The organism is Paenibacillus sp. JCM 10914 (assembly GCF_001315105.1).
Taxonomy (GTDB): domain Bacteria; phylum Bacillota; class Bacilli; order Paenibacillales; family Paenibacillaceae; genus Paenibacillus_AQ.
On sequence record NZ_BAZR01000011.1, the window covers coordinates 76,344 to 94,949 of the forward strand.

Sequence of the window (18,606 nt, forward strand, 5' to 3'; positions counted from 1 at the left end):
TGGTCACGTTGACCAGGAGAGCACATAACATTATTCATTCTCAAATCGCCGATGCGAACAAGCATCGGCGATTTTTATGCGCGGGGATGTTTGCTCTATTCTGATAGGATGGAATAAACGAGCATGGTGGCTTCTATAATCGGATGTGCTTAATGGATGTTGAATAATCCACGGTAATGATACGAGATTGCAATCATATATTGACATCAAAAAATGGAACATGTTTAAATAGAAGGAGTGTTAGCACTCTGACTAACAGAGTGCTAAAAGAAATTTCGTTCAGATCGGAAGGGAGATTAATTCATGGCGAAACAACAGTTTAAAGCGGAATCCAAGCGGCTGCTCGAGATGATGATCAACTCCATCTATACGCAGCGTGAAATTTTCTTGAGAGAGCTGATTTCGAATGCAAGCGACGCAATTGACAAAATCTACTACAAAGCGCTGACAGACGATAATCTTGTATTTAACAAGGAAGACTATTTCGTGAAGATTACCGCGGATAAAGAGAGCCGCACGCTCACGATTACCGATACAGGCATCGGGATGACGCAAGAGGATCTGGAGAACAATCTCGGCGTTATTGCCAAGAGCGGATCCTTGGCCTTCAAAAGCGAGAACGAAGCGAAGGATGGCCATAACATCATTGGCCAGTTCGGCGTAGGCTTTTACTCTGCCTTCATGGTTGCAGATGTCGTTACGGTCACAAGCCGGGCCCTCGGCAGCGACGAAGCATTCAAGTGGGAGTCCGAAGGTGCGGACGGATATTCCATTACTTCTGCCGATAAGGACTCGATCGGTACCGAAATCGTACTGAAGATTAAAGAAAATACCGAAGACGATCAGTATGACGAGTATTTGGAAGAATATCGCTTGAAAGCGATCGTGAAGAAGTATTCGGACTTTATTCGTTATCCGATTAAGATGGACGTTAAGACTCAGCGTCCGAAGGAAGATGCCGAGAATGAGTTCGAGGAAGTCCAAGAAGAGCAAACCATCAACAGCATGGTGCCGATCTGGCGCAAAAATAAAGGCGAGTTGACGGACGCCGACTACGAGAACTTCTACAACGAGAAGCGTTACGGTTTTGACAAGCCGCTCAAGCATGTCCACGTTAAAGCAGACGGAGCGGTTGTATACAACGCCATCCTGTTCATTCCAGAGAACACGCCGTTCGATTATTACAGCAAGGAATATGAGAAAGGTCTCGAACTGTACTCTAACGGTGTTCTAATCATGGATAAATGTGGTGATCTGCTGCCGGATTACTTCAGCTTTGTCAAGGGCATGGTTGATTCCGAGGATCTGTCGCTGAACATCTCCCGCGAGATGCTGCAGCATGACCGCCAGTTGACGCTGATCGCCAAGAACATCAAGAACAAAGTGAAAAGCGCGCTGCAGAGCATGCTGAAAGACGAGAGAGACAACTATGAGAAATTCTTCGAATCTTTTGGCAGAGGCCTGAAATTCGGCGTCTACAACGATTACGGCATGAACAAGGAAGATCTGCAGGAATTGCTTCTGTTCACCTCTTCCAAGGAGAAAAAGCTCGTCTCCCTGGATGAATACGTATCCAGAATGCCGGAAGACCAGAAGTACATCTACTATGCTTCAGGAGATTCCATCGATCGGATCGAGAAGCTGCCACAGACTGAAATGGTACTGGACAAAGGTTATGAAATTCTGTACTTTACCGATGACGTGGATGAGTTCGCGATCAAGATGCTGACGAAATACAAGGAGAAAGAATTTAAATCCGTATCCAGCGGTGATCTAGGGATTGAATCGGAGAGCGACAAGCAAGAGTCGGAAACGGAACAGAACGATAACAAGGAATTGTTCGAATCCATGGCAACCTTGCTGTCGGGCAAAGTAAAAGCAGTCAAAGCTTCCAAGCGACTGAAATCACATCCGGTGTGCCTGTCCACGGAAGGCGATGTCTCGATTGAAATGGAGAAAATCCTGAAGGCGATGCCAAATTCGCAGGATATCCAGGCCGATAAGGTGCTTGAGATCAACACGAACCATGATGTGTTCGCATCGCTGAAATCGCTGCAGGGCGATGAGGACAAACTGAAGCTCTATACGAACTTGCTGTACAATCAGGCGCTGTTGATCGAAGGTCTGCCGATTGCGGACCCGGTTGAATTCACGAACGATATTTGCAAGATCATGGTGTAACGTAACGCCAAGCTGCACTTCGAACGAAACCGGCCTGCTATAAGCAAGTTTCAGTTCATCGAGGTACCAGATACGCTGTGAAAATAAAGTCATAGCAGTGCTCAGGATGTGATTACGGGACGACAGTCCCTTCCTGAGTTGCTATGGCTTTTTTGTGGTTTATTTAATTACATGTCCGGTCTGTGTGCAGGGACGGAGGGGGCTTTTACAAAAGGATGCATATGTGCAGGCTTTTTGGTTGGAAATTCCCCTTTCAGAGGAAAAAGATGCGTATATGCAGGTTTTTAACACCTGTTTCTGCGAATCTCCCTGAACGGGGCTGAAAAGACTGCACTTTTGCAGCCTTTTCGAAATTAAGGCAATTTAGGCATGCAAATTCCTGCATATTTGCATGAATTTCTTATCCGAGAAACTCTTGCGAGGTTTCATAGCTCTGTAATGCGAGCAGTGCCTTGGGTTCCCGCCTTGCGCCCACTTTGTTCCAGTTAACCGGCCGGGCGTACAAGCCCCGATCAATGTCTCGCTCGCTCCAGCGCGAACTAGCATTTATCAAAGCAGACCGCCGCACTAAAGAGGTTACGCGATATTCGCCGACAATAACGATATAGGCCCGTTCTCGGTGGCGATGTCTTGCAGGTCATACACCGAGATCGGGAACATGGGGATGCCGACGTAGTACGGGGTAATTGCGTACAAAGGATAGAAGATCACGAGCGCTTTGTCAGCGAGATAGAAATCCTGGTCCGAGGACACGGTGGCATCGCTGTCTTCCAGAACAGGGAGGTTACGCTCCTGGAGTTGACGCTGTACCTCGGCCGTGAGCACGGCTGGTAATTTGAGCCCGGGCGGAATAGCTCATGCAAGGCATAAGCGTGGCCGTTAGCTATGTTAAACGTGAGGCCCTTCGCTATGGTATAGCCATGAGCCATGTGCTCGGAGTAGGTATAATTGGTCAACACGAGACTGAGAATGCCCCGTTCGTTGGTTTTGATCTCGAACGTGACGGTGGTCTGTGGGTTCGTCCCCGTCTGAACTTGCTGCTGCATGCGCTCCATTTCATGAAGCTGCAGCAGAATTCGCTGGTTTATGGCTTCCTGGGCTCTGGGATTGGCGAGACCGGACACCTGCGGATAATGAATAACGACGCCGGGAGTCGTGTAGGTAAGCGTGCGGATATTTGCCGGCGGAACGTATTGTGCCATGCTTGATTCGCCCCAATCTGACATTAGATACAACAGCCTATTCGGAAGGGGCGAAGGATGTTACGGGGTGCCGGAGCGTATCTGGGGCACGTAGGAAGCGCTCCTTGTCTCATGGTGATTTTCTATAGCTCTTCACTTAATGGGATGTATTTGTTCTATCAGACGTCACTCGGAGCAAGCGGCGGACAAATAACGTGAAGATGAGAAACGATACCAAGACCGAAATGGCCGTGACCGTGAATAACACGGAATAGCTCGAGAATTCCGATACCCATCCGAGTCCGATTGCGCCAAGTCCGATGCCAAGATCAAATGCGGTCATGAAGGAAGCGTTGGCAGCACCCCGTCGATCGTCAGGGGCAATGCGCAATGTGGCGGCTTGGAGTGCAGGCTGGGCCGAGCCGAAGCCGACGCCGTAGAGAATCGCGGCTGTAATGAGCCCGAACCATCCGTTAGACAAGCTGAGAATTAGGAGTGCCGCAGCCGTTAGGATAAGCGATGGCATAATGACCTTGGCTTCTCCGAATCGATCGGACAACTTGCCGGCCAACGGCCTAACCAGTGTCAGGGCAATGGCGTATACAAGAAAGAAAGCGCCGGGATTGACGTGGATGGAGGATGCGAATAAGGGCAGGAAGGTCGTGATTCCTCCATAGGCTACGGCTAAGAAGAATAAGGCAACGGTAACCGGCAGCACCGATTTCTCCAATAACTGGATTCGTCCGGTTGACGATTTGGCTTGGAAGGGTGCCTTGGTGATGTAGGCTAGGATGAGGGCTACCATGGATAACAGGAATGCTACAAGAAAAAGGGTGTGGAAAGAATATCCCTCCAGGAGCGAGGTGCCTACCAGGGGACCGATAGCCATCGCAACCGTCATGGCCATGCCGTACCATCCCATGCCTTCTCCACGCCGGGAGGCGGGGATCAAATCCGTAATGACGGTGCCAACCGCTGTGGTGGAGAAAGCCCAACTGACGCCATGAAGCATGCGCAGGGCAAGTAGCAGGAAGATACCGGTCGCCCAGGTATAGGAGTACATACAGATCACGAACGCAATCAATCCCCAAACGTAGAAGATTCGTCGTCCATGCCGATCCAGCATGGCGCCGACAAAGGGACGAAAGACGACAGCCGCTAGCGTAAATGCGCCGGCCGCCAGGCCGACTTGAGATTCGGTGCCGCCTAGTTCCTTGATGTATAGCGGCATGGTCGGCAGCAATAAATAAAAGCCTGTGAACAGAAATAACATACTAACCGTCATCTGGATAAACGGCTTGGTCCATAAACGTTCCATCTCATTGACCTCCTGTGCTGATTGTGATGCATGAGGTGCTATTCATGTTCAGATTGGACATGGTTGATTTCTCGTTTGATCCACTCGATGTTGGCCATTCCCATGATCTTTCGATGATCCAGCACTCTTATCAACTGAATGCGTTGTGGTTCCGGCTCCGGCTTGTAGAACATGATCTCCGCTTCCAAATCCGTCACATGCTTCAAGCCCGTCTCCAAGTACGTCAAGTATTGATGGAGACAGGCAAGGCGAACTTCTTTGCGCACATAACGGAAGTACACCATCTTGAAATGGAAGAGATGTTCGGTATCTGGGTTGTATTCGAGCGGTGCCTCCATCAATTCATGAAACTGCGACCGTCCGCTATCGGTAATCCGATATCTCTTACGCGGCCTCTTACTAGCGGCATGATCGTCCAGTTGGAGAATCCATTCTTTATCGACCATACGGGAGAGCAGAGGGTAAAGGGTGCCTGAACTGATTTGCCGGTAAGGTCCGCCTGCATTTTTCAATATTTCCTGCAGCATGTAGCCATGCTTATCACCCGTCAAGAGCTCGCCAAGCACAAATAATTCGTACATAAGCACCTCCATTATATGTCGTATCGATATAAATATATGCCGTAACGATATATTAGTCAATCGTTTTCATGAATATGTAAGCACGTCGAAGAGGGATAGAAGGGGATATCCCTTCCATCCCTCATGATGGTGCTAGGAATGCTGGTTGGCTGACGCTGGTTCCAATTTCAATTCATCTACGTATTTCATATGGCCAAATCCCCATGTGCACATCGCTTCTAACACCGAGCCGAGCGTTTTGCCATGATCCGATATGGAGTACTCGACCTTAGGGGGAATTTCCCGATAGATGGTACGAATGATCAGTTCATCCCTTTCCAGTTCACGAAGCTGATTCGTCAGCATACCCTGCGTGATGCCCGGGAGTAAACGCCGTAATTCGCCGAATCGCTTCGTTCCGTCCTCAAGCAGAATAAATAAGATCAGCGGTTTCCACTTACCGCCGATGAGCTGCAATGTTGTTAGAATTCCACCGGTCTGCACGAAACCCTGATGATGATCCTGCATAATCTCAACTCCTCGTTATCGATAGATCAGGAACTGGGGGAAAGTTAATGTAACTGTAGCACAGTATCGGGATGAATTATAGAACGCTTCTAAATCATACTTAGTACGATTTATCGTACTATGCAGCATAGCAATGGGTACTATGGGAAGAACTATGTACTTTAAAACTGCGTACTGTTCAAATGCTTGGATCTCGCAGCATAATGGGGGGGATTCAACAAACCAATGGAGAACAGGAGAGATACGTATATGAAAACCATGATTATCATTGCCCATCCCGATCTGGAGTCCTCTCGTGCCAATCGGATTCTGATGCAGCCCTACAAAGATAAGGAGGATGTCGTTATCCGGGATTTGTACAAAGAATACCCGGATTGGAATATCGACGTGCAGCGGGAACATGCACTGTTGGACGAACATGAGCGGGTGGTGCTTCAGTTTCCGTTCTATTGGTACAGCAGTCCGCCGCTGCTTAAGAAATGGTTCGATGATGTTTTCACTTATGGATGGGCGTTCGGAAGCGGAGGCCATCACCTGCGGGACAAAGAGTTCATGCTGGCTACAACCGTGGCAGGTTCGGAGCATGAGTATCGTGCCGGTGGCGGGAACTTGTATACGATGAGCGAACTGCTGCGACCGATACAAAGGACCATTACCCGCTGTGGTGGTACATTTCTGCCCTTTTATGCTATTCATGATGTCGATAAGGCCGGTGTCAGTGATGAGGTCTTACAGCAAGAAGCTGTGCGGTATGCAGAAATAGTAGCAGCTCCAGCCATTCCACTTGCTCATTAATGGTTGCTATCATCGTCGATACAGGGCATGATGATATCAAATCATAAGGTATATGGGGGTGGCAGCATGATCGATGAAACCACTCATCTCGAATCCTACAATGCACATTGGCGCGAATGGTTCCAGGACGAACGACAGAGACTTATTCAACGAATAGGCGAGCATACGGATAAAATCGAGCATTTTGGCAGCACCTCCGTACCGGGCATGACAGCCAAGCCCATAATTGACTTGCTCGTTGGCGTGAGTGCCATGCACACAGCAGAAGACATCATTCCATTGCTGGAGTCCGCCGGATATGAATATTTGGGGGAGGCCGGGATACCTGGTCGGCGCTATCTTCGCCGAAGAGGGGAGTATGACTTCAACGTTCATATTATGCAGCATGAAGGAAACCTGTGGAATGATAATCTGCTGCTTCGGGATTCCGATGAGAAGCATGAGTTCGTCAGACAATTGCTGGACCGGGCCAAGGACCGGGCCAAGGTCTGGTCGGGCAAGGAAAGAGATGAAACTAAAGATAGTTGAGGATTAGCGTCCGTCACTTCATGGCCTTACTCTGCTTTCGGAAATCCGAAGGAGTAAGGCCATGAAATTTCTTGAACGTTTTGCTGAAGTGGACATAATCGGCGAAGCCTACGCTGTACGCGGTCTCTTGTGCACTCATGTTGGTGTCCGCCAGTAATTCCTTTGCTTTTTCCATCCGAATCCGTACCAGATATTTCACGAAGTTCGTACTCGTCTCGCTCTTAAAAGTCCGGCTTAAAGAAGTTACCGACATCCCGAGCGAATCGGCCACTTCTTGCAAGGACAAGTCCTCCCTTACGTAATGTTCCTCGATATACCTCTTTGCTTTCTGGACATTGTGTAATGCGCCATAATTCCGCATGCTCTTGATAACTTCCATCAATTCCGAAATCCTGCATAGTAGCAGATGGTAGCAAGATGGCTCATCCGCAGGCCATTCCTGCTCGTGAAGATCCTCAGGCGGTGTAAGCCCGCGCGTTTCCAGCTCTTGCAGCAAGTCTTGCATCAGCATGTCGGATAAGCTGGCGCAGCCAATCTCCGCAGGCCGATTCGCTTCGAAGTGGCCGATGATCTCCTGGGCCTTAGCTAGCGCCTCCGCTTCTTGAAGCGCCCAGATGTGCTCGAACAGCTTTTTACGGTCGCGTTCTTGCGCCAAAGTCCACTTTACCTGCTTCGAGAAGCGCTCGGTTCGGTGATCGAGCTCCCTGCAAGCATTTGCTAGTGTCTGCTGAAACTGCTTCGGATCCAGCGGCTTCAATAAAAAATCAGAGACCCCATAGCGCAAAGCCTGACGGGCAAACTCGAAATTGTCGTGCCCTGACAGAATAATAAAGTGAATATGACGATGAAGTTCTCTAACCTGTCGAATAAACTCCAATCCATCCATTTCGGGCATGCAGATATCCGTCACGATGATATCGGGAACCGCGTCTTGCACCATGTCCATCGCTTCTGCGCCATCTTCCGCTTCTCCAATAATCTCGAGCGCTAGGCCTGAGGACTCTATCAGGGTTCTCATGCTTAGATGGATGGCATATTCATCGTCAATCATCATCAATCGGTACATACCGTAGCCTCCTCCATTGTGTGATTCGGTAGACGAATCTCGAAAGTCGTTCCTTGGTCAGGCTCAGAATCGAGCAGATACAATCCGTACTCCGTCCCGAAGGTGAGCTGAAGCCGTTCGTGAACGTTCAGCAGTCCGATTCCGCTAGTGTATTCATCCGGCTCCGGCTGTGCCGAGGAATCGGACAGGGGCACCGACATTTCGAGCATCGTCCGGATGCGATGCCGGGTTTCGGATGTCATGCCGACGCCTTCATCCATGATTCGGATGGCCGTGTAATCCGGAGTTCGGTATGCACGAATGCCGAGATACCGCGGTTTCTTCCCGCGATAACCGTGTACGAACACGTTCTCTACAATCGGCTGCAGCGTAAGCCGGATCGCACGAACGCGGTCGAGATCGATATCCTCGACGTCCATGTCGATCGCCAGCTTCCGGAAGCGGGCACTTTGCAGCTCCAGGTAGGCGCTCACGTGAGACATCTCTTCCCGAAGGGGTACGACGGAGTCGGCGTTGCTGATGTTGTAGCGGAACATATGGGCAAGGGCGCGCGTAATTCGGCTAATGTCCATATGATTGTCCTTGATCGCATATGAATTAATAATCTCCAGCGAATTGTATAAGAAATGAGGATTGATGTGGGATTGCATCGAACGCAGCGCGGATTCCTTCTGTTTAATCATGAGCTCGCGTTCTTTCAACTGGGAAGTGTGGACCTCCTTAATGAGTCGTTTTAATTTATCCGTCATCTCATAGAAGCTCTGAAACACGGAGCTCATCTCCGCGTTGCGGAATTTATGCATGTTCATGGGGAGGACGAAATCCCCCTGCTCGACCCTGGCCATCAGCTTTTGGAGCATAGACAACGGCCGCGTCAAGGACAGGGAGAATCCGCCGACCAGCACCAGTGCGATCAGAATAAGCAGCGCAGCGGCGGCGAGCGAAATATTACGCTGCATAAGCAGGTCGCCAATGAGGTTCTCCAGCGGCAGATCCGCAACGATGGTCCAGCCGGTTAGCGCGGACAACTCGTGCAGTACGATTTTCTCAGGAGCCGACGATTCTTGATGACGGAAATAGGACGATTCCTGTGCCTGGAGCCGAGACAAGAGGCTTTCTTCGACGCCTGTGCCAATAAGCGGGGTATCGGGATGATATACCACCCGTCCATTCGTGCCCATGATCCAGACATTGAAGCCGCCCAGCGAATCATTGCTGCAGATCGCGCCAATCTGCTGCAGGCTCAAATCGACGATGAGCATTCCCCTGTAATCGAAGGTGGAGTTGTCATATAGTTTTCTGGCAACGGTAATGGCAGGCCGGTTAGCAACCTCGCTCATGCCGAGTATCTGAAAATCCCTGAGCTGATCACGCTTGGATTGATAAGAGAAATTCCGTTTGCGAATCGCGTTCATATCTACGATCTCGTTGGTAATGCTGAAATCGTTGATCTGTCGCTTGTTATCTCCCAGCAGCGAGATGCCGATGATGTCCGAGCGGCCATACATCATCGGGGCGAAGAGATCCTCTTCGATTTTGACGTTTAATTTGAAATAGGAATAGTCGGACAGGGGCGCGGGAGACAGGAATTGACCGATTTGCGGATTGTGAATAAATGGATAGGTGGTGTTCTCCAGATTGGAAATATAGGTATCGAGCGAGAGTCGGGTCTGCTCAATGATCCTGCGGTTGGTATCCACGGCAAAGTCTTCGATCGCTTCCGTGGACGATTGATACCAGTAGCCGCCAAGCAGTAAGAAGGGAAGTCCAATAAATAGAATGATCAGCACGAACAGGCGCTGATTAATCGTCAATCGGCCAAAGGATAACCTCTGCAATCTCATGGATTTACGCCCTCTTTCTGATAAGGAGTGAGGAATGTAAGGAACATTTTAGCAAAAAAACACAAGTGCGCCAAGAAAGTACATGGGCCTAGGAGATTGTATTCATTACAATGTAAATCATACATTTACCATTATATCTATGGGGGGCGAGCATTGTGGGAAGACGAAAAGCAATATATCCATGGTTGTCGGTGCTGTTGCTGTTAGCTGTGTTTGCAAGCGGATGCAACGGCGGAGGTAACGGGAGCGCTCCTGCCGCAGGGGGGAATGGGGAAGAGAAGGTGGAGATTCTGCTCGGATACTATTCGGCGGATAACTCCGATGCCAAGATGAAGGAATTAATCGCGCAGTTTGAAGAGAAACATCCGAATATCAAGGTGAAGACGCAAAGCGCGCCATACGGGCAATTCTTCCAGAAGCTCGATACGCAGATTGCCGCTGGGCAAGCTCCGGACGTATGGCTGTCCGATGGTGTATATGTCATGAAGTATGCGCAGCGCGGGGCTGCGAAGGATCTGACGGAATGGATATCGCGAGATTTGAAGGCGGACGAATATTACGGGCTGGACTTTAATAAGGACGACGAGGGGCGATATTGGGCAGTTCCGCAAGGCATCCAGGTCGGCGTTCTGTTCTACAACAAAGATATGTTTGATAAGGCGGGCGAGCCTTACCCAACGGAGGATTGGACCTGGGAGGACCTGAAGGAAAGCGCAGCCAGACTGACGCTGGATGCAGGCGGCAAGAACGCGACGGAGAGCGGCTTTGACCCTGCAGGGGTGAATCAGTTCGGACTTACCTTCTTCAGCATTACCGAAGGCTGGTTCTCGGTGCTGAAGTCGTATGGCGGCGGAGTGCTGGATGAGAAAGCGCAGAATTCGATCATCAATACGCCGGAGAACAAGCAAGCGTTCGAATGGATGGTGGACGGAATGAAGCGTGGAATTATTACCGATCCGGTCGATCTGAAGAGCTTCCAGAGCAATGCGGCCGTATTCATCAGCAATTCTGCAGCGCTGCGGATCGGCATCTATGCCCGCGTGCAGGCGGCTAACGATGCGGGCATCAACTATGATGTAACGCTGCTGCCGAAAGGGCCGGACGGTAAGCGGGTGGCACCGGTGATCGCCAACTCGTGGGTCATCAATCAGAAGTCCAGCGACGCCAAGGCACAAGCGGCTTGGGAGTGGATTAAATATTGGGCCACCGAAGATGAGGTGCAGAAGCAATGGACCGAGCTTGGCGAAGCCGTGCCGGTGAAGAAATCGGTAGCGAATTCGGACGTATTCCTGAAAGCGGGGGATAAGCCGGCCAATCGCCAGGCCTTCCTTGACAGCCTGGAATTTGCCGAGACGCTCCATAGCAATGCGGTTTGGGAGGAGTGGCTGGGCAAGTTCAGTGAGCATGTGGACCGGGCATTCCTCGGTGATGTCAGCATCGATCAAGCTCTTCAGGATGCGGATACGGCCGTACAGAGCGTGCTGGATGCTTTCTATAAAAAATAAAGTAATGCAAGAAAGGCGGGATCGGGATGCAGAGTATGCCAAGTCAACCAACCCATGTTCAAGCAGAACCGTCGTTACCGAAGAAGAAGCCCGCCGGCAAAGGTCGACTCAGCCATGAAGGGAGATGGGGGCTGCTCATGGCCTCCCCCTATCTTCTGCACTTCATCATCTTTATGGCGGGCCCTCTTGCCGCCTCGCTCTATTTCAGCTTCTCCGATTATGACATGCTGAACCCTCCGCAGTGGAGCGGGTTAGAGAATTTCAGCCGCTTGATGGGCGACTCCATGTTCTGGAACGCGCTCTGGAACACATTATATTTTGCGATATTGTTCGTGCCGTTACAGACGTTTCTTGCGCTGGTGCTGGCCGTCGCCTTGAATCAGAAGCTGAGGGGACTGAAGTGGTTCCGGATGGCGCACTTCATTCCGGTCATCTCTTCATGGACGGTCATCCTGTATGTGGCCGATGCGATCTTCAATCCGCGGTTCGGATTTGCGAACAGTCTGCTCGCCAAGCTAGGTTTAAACCCGCAGAGCTGGCTGCAGGATTCAAACCTGGTCATACCGCTGCTCGTGTTCATCGCGGTATGGAAGGGAATCGGATATATCATGGTTATTTATTTGGCAGGACTGCAGAGCGTGCCAGGCGACCTGTATGAGGCAGCGGAGATGGATGGAGCAGGGGCGCTGCGCAAATTCCGCTTTATTACGATACCTCTGATTTCACCGACCACATTTCTCGTGCTCATCTTGAGTACGATCTCAACTTTTCAAGCATTTGAGCAAATCTTCGTGCTGACGGGCAAAGGGGATATCGGTTCGGCCGGTGGACCGAACAATTCCTCGATGGTACTCATGCTCTATCTGTACCGGGAAGGATTCACCTACATGCGGATGGGATATGCCTCAGCGATTGCGTGGGTATTGTTCATGATTCTGTTCCTGTTAACCCTGCTTCAGCTCAGGGGACAGAAGAAATGGGTCCATTATGAATGACCGTCACCATTGGAGAGGAGGAGCTTGTCGTGCAGAGGAAGTGGATGGGTAGAACGATCGGATACGTATTAATCGGAATCAGCTCTCTTATCATGATCGTGCCGTTTCTAACGGCGCTCTTGAATTCATTGAAGACCTACAAGGAATACACGACGGTACCGCCCCAGTGGATACCGGACGTGATGCAGTGGTCCAACTATGCCGCCGTATTTAAGCTTGGCAACATCGGGGTTTATACGATGAACAGTATGATCGTAGCCGTCTTGTCCGTATTGGGGGCGTTAATCTCCTGCTCTATGGTCGGGTTTGCATTCGCGCGCTTGAGGTTCCCGCTGAAGAATGCATTGTTTGTGATGGTGCTCGGGACGATGATGATTCCGGCGGTGGTGATCATCATTCCGCACTTTATTATCTTCAATCGGCTGAACATGCTGGACACGCTGACGCCGCTCTGGATTATTGAATGGCTGGCACAGCCGTTCGGGATATTCCTGATGCGCCAAGCCTTCCTCAACATTCCGCGGGAGTACGAGGAGGCCGCCAAGATGGAGGGCTGTAATCCGTTCCAGGTGTATATGCGCATCTTCATTCCCATGACGAAGCCGACATTGGCAACTTTGGCGATCTTTACATTCATGGGCAAGTGGAACGAGATTCTGACTCCCGTCATTTACTTGACGACCAATGAGAAATATACGCTGCCGATCGGGGTCTTGTCTCTATCGGGACAATGGAGCGGGAATGAGCAGCTGTTAATCGCGGCGGCACTGGTAAGCTTGGTTCCCATTCTGCTCGTCTTCCTGTTTGCGGAAAAATACTTTGTGCAGAATCACAGTATGGCGGGGATCAAATAACCCTGGCTCACGGCCGAAGAAAGGATGGATGCCAAGATGTTGAGATTAGCGGCGTTCAGCGGCGCATTGATCGATTACAGTATTCACGAAGCGATGGCGATCACGGCGGATCTAGGCTTTGATGGCATCGAAATCGCTTGCCGGGAGCCCCATCTAAGTCCGGCGTCGTCGCTGGAACGTGTACGCGAGATGAGAAATATAGCGGAAGGATACGGGCTTGAGATTCCCGTATTGGCAGGGTATATGGGACATTTTTCTACAATCAGCGATGCGGAATGTGAGGTCGCGTATGATCAATTTCAGGCCTTGCTCGAGCGAGCTGAGATTCTGGAATCGAATATGGTCAGGGTATTCCCTGGCGGACCGAACGCTTTCCTTGCAGCCGATTACCATTATGAGAAGGCGGCCTTCTGGATACGGAAATGTGCGGAACAGGCCAGCGCCGCCGGCAAGCGAATCGTGTTAGAGATTCATAATATAAGCTTGATCGAGACGGAAGTCAGTGCACGGAGATTGATCCAGATGATCGATCACGACAGCGTGGGATTGATCCACGATGCTGGCAATATGTACATTACGGATACGGAGTTCGGCGAAGAATCGGTGCGTGGGCTCGGGCGAGATCTGCTTCATGTGCATATCAAAGACGAGAAGCGAATCCGTGAAGGAGGTGCGCCAGGTTCCTTCAAGAACGTGACGCGGCACGGGAATGAATTCTTCATGCAGTGTCGCCTTGGCGAGGGAGATGTAGATCATAGCGGACTCCTGAGAGAGTTGAAGGCGCAAGCGTATGATGGCTGGTTGACGCTGGAATGTGCGGCTCCTTATCCGCCCAAGGAACGACTCGCTTATGACATGAAGATTATCCGGGAGTGGCTGCAGGCTGTGGAGGTGAATGAAGGGTGACCATACGGAAGTTTGGCATTATCGGCTGCCAGCATGCTCACATCGGACTATTTATCGAGGAGATGTTGGCACTTGGTTATGAATGCACCGGAATCTATGAGCCGGATAACATGAAGCTCGCCCGAGCGATGGCAGATCAATACGGATTGCGCATACTCTCGGATGTAAAGCTGCTACTAAGTGATGAAGAGGTGTCCGTGATTGGTTGTGCCTCTATTAATAACAAGAAGATCGACGTAATTGAACTGTGCGAGACGCATGGCAAGCACATTATGGTCGATAAACCGGCGGTGACGAATCGGGAGGGCTTGGAGCGATTACGCGCCGTCTTGGAGAGAGGTGCCATCGAAATCGGAATGATGTTGACCGAGCGCTTCCGGCCCTCCCTTCATACGGTTCGGCGGCTGATCGAGGCTGGCGGCCTTGGCGATATTGTTCATATTTCACTGCGTAAGCCGCATCGATTAAATCCGCAGTCGCGTCCGGCCTGGCATTTTGACAAACAGCAATCGGGCGGGATTATCAATGATCTGTTCGTTCATGATTTCGATCTGCTTCGCTGGTTGACGGGGCGCGAAGTAGAGTGCGCTTCGGGGTATCTTGCCAAAAACATCCTGCCACAGCATCCTAGCTTTTACGATACGGGCGGCGCCAGGTGGTTATGGCAGACGGTATCACGGCCCAGCTCTATGCAGACTGGCACACCCCCACAGGCAGCTGGACTTGGGGGGACGGACGAATCTTCATTACGGGCACAGCAGGGATGGTCGAAATTCGTCTGGAAGGGGATCCCCTGTTGGAACAAGACGAGGTGGCCTTGCTTGTGACGCACGATCAGGAGTTGAACATGATTCCTTTAGAAGAGCCACCGGTTTCTCTGGCCCAGGATTTCTTGAACCGGATGGCGGGCAGGGGGGCGCATATCGCCCATACGGATATTTATAAAGCTTCAGAGGCTACTGTCATGCTGGATGAGCAAGCTAGAGTCATCGTACGGAATCGAGAGAGTCGGCACATTGCAGACATGAAATGAAGAGGGGTGCGAACATGGCGAAGGACAGCTCACCAGTCCGGTTCGGTATCATCGGCTGCGGCATCATTGCGGATATCCACGCGCAAAGTATAGCGCACATACCGGAAGCGGTGCTTGCAGCCGCATATGATACGAAGCAGGAGGCCGCGGTTAGACTTACAGAGCAATACGGCGGAGAGGTATGCGACAGCATGGAGGCACTGCTGGGCAGGGCGGATGTGGATGTCGTCTGCATCTGTACGCCCAGCGGCATGCATATCGATCAGACGGTGCTGGCTGCCCAGGCAGGCAAGCATGTGTTGGTCGAGAAACCGATGGCGATCCGGCTTGAAGACGTGGAGCGGATGATTGAAGTCTGCAAGGATCACAACGTATTGCTCGCTACCGTCTTCCCTAGACGGATGTCGCCGCAAGCCCAGTATGCGCGGAAGCTTATTCAGGAAGGCAGGCTGGGCAAGCTTAGCCTCTGCTCGGCGTATGTCATGCTCTATCGCGATCAAGCCTATTACGATAGTGCTGGCTGGCGGGGAACATGGGCGATGGATGGCGGCGGGGCATGATGAATCAAGGCATTCATACGGTGGATATGCTGCAATGGCTTGCCGGGCCCGTCACATCCTTATCTGCCAAGGCCAAGGCGGTATTGCGGAACATCGAGGTAGAGGATACGGTCACGGCCGCGCTGGAGTTCGCCAGCGGCGCGCTTGGTATTCTTGAGATCACAACCACGGCGCTCGACGGGAAGGGACAACGGCTCGTGTTCCATGGAGAGAAGGGCAAGTTGGTTATAGAGGAAGATACGATTGTAGCCTTGCAAATCAATGGCGAAGATGTGGAACTGCCTTCCTTCGAGCCGTTTAAGGTCATTCCGGACGGCCATCGGCTGCAGATACAGGATATGGCGGTCGCCGTACGGGATGGTCGCGACCCGGTGATCACCGGCGCTGACGGTCGCCATTCGCTGGAGATTATCCTCGGGGCTTATGAGGCTTCGAGGCAGCGTAAAGAGATCGAGCTGCAGGTATAAGAAGGATGAGGTTCATCTCGTCGTTATACGCAGGAAGAGCAAGGGACTATCCAATATTAAGGTTTAACGTGCTTGAAAACAGCTCGATGTGGAAAAAAGTGATTATTTGAACAATGACGGCGCTATGGGATGCTATCTCAGCACCGTCATTTTGTGTATTTGTCCATCATCTCTATCAGAAGTCCTCTCATGCAGTCAACGAGCTCCTTGGGTTCGGTCACGGTGGCTTCATTACCCAAGCCGATAAAAAACTTGGCGAAGTAAGGGATTTCTTTGGTGGGTATGTCTTGATTGAGTATTCCAGTTCCATCATGATCCATGTCAATGTGGGGGGCGTGCCATAATTCGGATTCGCACCGCTGAACCCCTTCTCGGCTAAGTTCGACGGACATTCGGACATAGACGAGTGATTCCGAGCCGAAATCTTCCCAGTTTCCGAGGTGGATATGACGGTGATCCAGTGGCTCGATTCCTGTATGATTATTGGATATGGACAGGATGCGATCACAACGGAACAGTCGAAAGTCTTCACGAAGAAAACAATAGGCCGGACAATACCAGAACCCATTGCTGGCATAGATGCCGACAGGCTGAATATCCCGATTCGAAGAACCGTTCTTCGTTTCATAAGCAATGGTCACGACTTGCTGCTGCACGGAAGCATCCAGAAGATCGCCCAGAAACTCGGATTTTTGCTGCCGGGTATGGGTCAGGAAATCCACTCGATTCTTCATCTGGTCAATCCGGTCTCGAACGTCGCCGGGCATATAATAATAAAATTTCTGAAGTGCCGCAGATGATTCGGCTTCAAAGGGAAGAAATAAGTAGTGACGCAGGGCATGACTGGCAAAAAACATAGCGACCGCTTCTTCCTCACTGAAGGCGATCGGTGGAAGGATCCGTTCCTTGAGTACCTGATACCCGCCGTGGGGACCAACCTCGGAATATAGAGGGACCCCGAGCTCGCTTAGCTCCTGCAGGTCACGCAATATCGTACGTGAAGAAACGCCGAATTCATCAGCTAGTTCCTTCACCGTGAATTTTCGCATCCGGTTAACGGTCATCATCAGTTCCATAAGACGTTTGGATTTGGACATAGGATCAGCTCCATTTCGTATGATGACTATGACAATAGTTGTCACTATTATAGACTATACTATCTTTAGAACCTAGATACACCTCTCAACCACATATTCGAGAAATGGAGTGAATGAACATGAATGATTTGAATGGGCTGAAGCAGCTGTTATTTGAGGAGCTTGAACTTATCGTGAGGACAACGACGAATCTGATCCATAAAATTCAGGACGAGCATTGGGGATACCGGCCAGCCGAGAACATGAGGACGCTGCAGGAGCTAGTCCACCATCTTGTTTCCGTACCAGCTACGGATTTGCTTATTCTACAGGAGAAGAGTGAGGCGGAGATCCGGGAGCTTGAAGCAAGCATTAACGCTGACGGCGTTGAGAAGGACAAGCTGATCAACTGGATGACAAGCGGACTCGCAGATGTAAAGTCTTATATGAGTAGCCTGACAGATGAAGAGTTTATGCAGAAGAAAACGAAGCCCTTCTACTTGGAGCACGGATCATCCCAAGCCAAGTGGCTGATTGAGATCGTTACGCATGCTCAGCATCACCGGGCGCAGATGTTTAATTATCTCAAAGAGCAGGGCTATGAAGTAAATATGTTTGATTTATACTAGAACAGAATAGGTACGGGGAATGTAGCGAGAAGGAGGGAAAAAGATGCAGCGGAATGCACGGATGAAATCGCCGAAGCTCCCGTTAACGGATGAAGAGCGGGCACAGCTACGGCTGAACAGATTAAAGCTAAGTGATATTGCGCGTATGGATATACAACAATTATCCAGCGTGCTTGATATCGCCGATAGCCGTGCCGAATATATTCGCGGACTGGCACAGTTTCAGACCGTTCCATCGATTGGTCCCAAAGTCGCTGAACGTGTAGTCAAGATGGGGTACTACGCGTTGGATGAAATCAAGGATGAAGATGGCGCCGAGTTAACTGATCGGATGGAGGCAAGCCTTGGAACATGGGAGGATCCATGCGTGGAGGATTCGTTCCGCTGTATCATTCATCATGCCAATCATCCGGATAGCGAAAAGCTGTGGCACGACTTCACCGAGGAGCGTAAGAGATTCCGGGAGAAGCACGGCTACCCTTCAACCCGTCCTACCTTATCCTGGTACGACAAAACATCCCCTCATATGTCCGGTTGCAAGAGTTCTCCAGACAATTAGGGGATGTTCACCAGCTATATT

22 protein-coding genes are annotated in these 18,606 nt (G+C 50.7%); 13 read left to right on the forward strand and 9 right to left on the reverse strand.

Annotated features, from left to right (window positions below; translation table 11 throughout):
• Positions 1-303: 303 nt before the first annotated feature.
• Complete coding sequence (gene htpG, locus JCM10914_RS14420) at positions 304-2,181, forward strand: molecular chaperone HtpG (protein WP_023962115.1); 1,878 nt, start codon at positions 304-306, stop codon at positions 2,179-2,181.
• Positions 2,182-2,581: 400 nt separating this feature from the next.
• Here htpG and JCM10914_RS28880 read toward each other — a convergent pair whose 3' ends face one another.
• From JCM10914_RS28880 to JCM10914_RS14440, 6 genes are all read right to left on the reverse strand, one after another.
• Complete coding sequence (locus JCM10914_RS28880; protein WP_156332321.1) at positions 2,582-2,734, reverse strand: hypothetical protein; 153 nt, start codon at positions 2,732-2,734, stop codon at positions 2,582-2,584.
• A 23-nt stretch (positions 2,735-2,757) separates the two neighbouring features.
• Positions 2,758-3,006, reverse strand: coding sequence for an RsiV family protein (locus tag JCM10914_RS30360; RefSeq protein WP_023962117.1), 249 nt, complete (start codon positions 3,004-3,006; stop codon positions 2,758-2,760).
• The gene (locus tag JCM10914_RS14425; RefSeq protein WP_370570252.1) at positions 2,889-3,407 is read right to left on the reverse strand and encodes a DUF4163 domain-containing protein; all 519 of its coding nucleotides are present in this window, start codon (positions 3,405-3,407) and stop codon (positions 2,889-2,891) included. The genes JCM10914_RS30360 and JCM10914_RS14425 overlap by 118 nt, the downstream gene beginning before the upstream one ends.
• Before the next feature lie 112 nt (positions 3,408-3,519).
• Positions 3,520-4,680, reverse strand: a complete 1,161-nt coding sequence (locus JCM10914_RS14430) for an MFS transporter (RefSeq protein ID WP_023962119.1) — start codon at positions 4,678-4,680, stop codon at positions 3,520-3,522.
• Between the two features lie 38 nt (positions 4,681-4,718).
• A complete protein-coding gene (locus JCM10914_RS14435; protein WP_023962121.1) occupies positions 4,719-5,261 on the reverse strand; it encodes a PadR family transcriptional regulator in 543 nt (180 codons plus the stop codon).
• A gap of 132 nt (positions 5,262-5,393) precedes the next feature.
• Positions 5,394-5,768 (reverse strand): helix-turn-helix domain-containing protein, encoded by a 375-nt coding sequence (locus JCM10914_RS14440; protein ID WP_023962123.1) that lies wholly within the window; start codon positions 5,766-5,768, stop codon positions 5,394-5,396.
• Between the two features lie 249 nt (positions 5,769-6,017).
• Between JCM10914_RS14440 and JCM10914_RS14445 the strand changes: the two genes are divergently transcribed.
• Together JCM10914_RS14445 and JCM10914_RS14450 are read left to right on the forward strand one after the other, a co-directional pair.
• Complete coding sequence (locus JCM10914_RS14445; protein WP_023962127.1) at positions 6,018-6,563, forward strand: NAD(P)H-dependent oxidoreductase; 546 nt, start codon at positions 6,018-6,020, stop codon at positions 6,561-6,563.
• A gap of 66 nt (positions 6,564-6,629) precedes the next feature.
• Positions 6,630-7,091 (forward strand): GrpB family protein, encoded by a 462-nt coding sequence (locus tag JCM10914_RS14450; RefSeq protein ID WP_023962129.1) that lies wholly within the window; start codon positions 6,630-6,632, stop codon positions 7,089-7,091.
• 13 nt (positions 7,092-7,104) lie between these two features.
• Here JCM10914_RS14450 and JCM10914_RS14455 read toward each other — a convergent pair whose 3' ends face one another.
• On the reverse strand, positions 7,105-8,157 hold the full coding sequence (locus JCM10914_RS14455; protein WP_023962131.1) for a response regulator: 1,053 nt from the start codon (positions 8,155-8,157) through the stop codon (positions 7,105-7,107).
• Positions 8,145-10,001 carry a sensor histidine kinase gene (locus tag JCM10914_RS14460; protein WP_023962133.1) on the reverse strand — a complete coding sequence of 619 codons (1,857 nt, stop codon included), beginning with the start codon at positions 9,999-10,001 and terminating at the stop codon, positions 8,145-8,147. The genes JCM10914_RS14455 and JCM10914_RS14460 overlap by 13 nt, the downstream gene beginning before the upstream one ends.
• Positions 10,002-10,156: 155 nt before the next feature.
• Between JCM10914_RS14460 and JCM10914_RS14465 the strand changes: the two genes are divergently transcribed.
• From JCM10914_RS14465 to JCM10914_RS30375, 8 genes are read left to right on the forward strand one after another with little or no spacing between them, the layout of a single operon-like run.
• Positions 10,157-11,506, forward strand: a complete 1,350-nt coding sequence (locus JCM10914_RS14465) for a sugar ABC transporter substrate-binding protein (RefSeq protein WP_023962135.1) — start codon at positions 10,157-10,159, stop codon at positions 11,504-11,506.
• Positions 11,507-11,541: 35 nt separating this feature from the next.
• A complete protein-coding gene (locus tag JCM10914_RS14470; protein ID WP_036718338.1) occupies positions 11,542-12,501 on the forward strand; it encodes a carbohydrate ABC transporter permease in 960 nt (319 codons plus the stop codon).
• A 44-nt stretch (positions 12,502-12,545) separates the two neighbouring features.
• Entirely contained in the window at positions 12,546-13,355 is an 810-nt protein-coding gene (locus tag JCM10914_RS14475) for a carbohydrate ABC transporter permease (protein WP_370570254.1), read from the forward strand.
• Between the two features lie 39 nt (positions 13,356-13,394).
• Positions 13,395-14,261, forward strand: coding sequence for a sugar phosphate isomerase/epimerase (locus JCM10914_RS14480; RefSeq protein WP_036718342.1), 867 nt, complete (start codon positions 13,395-13,397; stop codon positions 14,259-14,261).
• Entirely contained in the window at positions 14,258-15,088 is an 831-nt protein-coding gene (locus tag JCM10914_RS14485) for a Gfo/Idh/MocA family protein (protein ID WP_023962144.1), read from the forward strand. The genes JCM10914_RS14480 and JCM10914_RS14485 overlap by 4 nt, the downstream gene beginning before the upstream one ends.
• Positions 15,058-15,294: a hypothetical protein gene (locus JCM10914_RS30365; RefSeq protein ID WP_231638655.1), complete on the forward strand. Its 237-nt coding sequence runs from the start codon at positions 15,058-15,060 to the stop codon at positions 15,292-15,294. The genes JCM10914_RS14485 and JCM10914_RS30365 overlap by 31 nt, the downstream gene beginning before the upstream one ends.
• Positions 15,295-15,308: 14 nt before the next feature.
• On the forward strand, positions 15,309-15,854 hold the full coding sequence (locus JCM10914_RS30370) for a Gfo/Idh/MocA family protein (protein WP_023962148.1): 546 nt from the start codon (positions 15,309-15,311) through the stop codon (positions 15,852-15,854).
• A complete protein-coding gene (locus tag JCM10914_RS30375) occupies positions 15,851-16,321 on the forward strand; it encodes a Gfo/Idh/MocA family protein (protein ID WP_023962150.1) in 471 nt (156 codons plus the stop codon). The genes JCM10914_RS30370 and JCM10914_RS30375 overlap by 4 nt, the downstream gene beginning before the upstream one ends.
• A gap of 146 nt (positions 16,322-16,467) precedes the next feature.
• Here the strand turns inward: JCM10914_RS30375 and JCM10914_RS14495 are convergent, their stop codons facing one another.
• Positions 16,468-17,418, reverse strand: coding sequence for a YafY family protein (locus tag JCM10914_RS14495; RefSeq protein ID WP_023962152.1), 951 nt, complete (start codon positions 17,416-17,418; stop codon positions 16,468-16,470).
• 119 nt (positions 17,419-17,537) lie between these two features.
• On the opposite strand from JCM10914_RS14495, the gene JCM10914_RS14500 reads away from it, so the two are divergent.
• Both JCM10914_RS14500 and JCM10914_RS14505 read left to right on the forward strand, forming a co-directional pair.
• Positions 17,538-18,026, forward strand: coding sequence for a DinB family protein (locus tag JCM10914_RS14500; RefSeq protein WP_023962154.1), 489 nt, complete (start codon positions 17,538-17,540; stop codon positions 18,024-18,026).
• A 43-nt stretch (positions 18,027-18,069) separates the two neighbouring features.
• Positions 18,070-18,585, forward strand: a complete 516-nt coding sequence (locus tag JCM10914_RS14505; RefSeq protein WP_023962156.1) for a helix-hairpin-helix domain-containing protein — start codon at positions 18,070-18,072, stop codon at positions 18,583-18,585.
• Positions 18,586-18,606 lie beyond the last annotated feature (21 nt).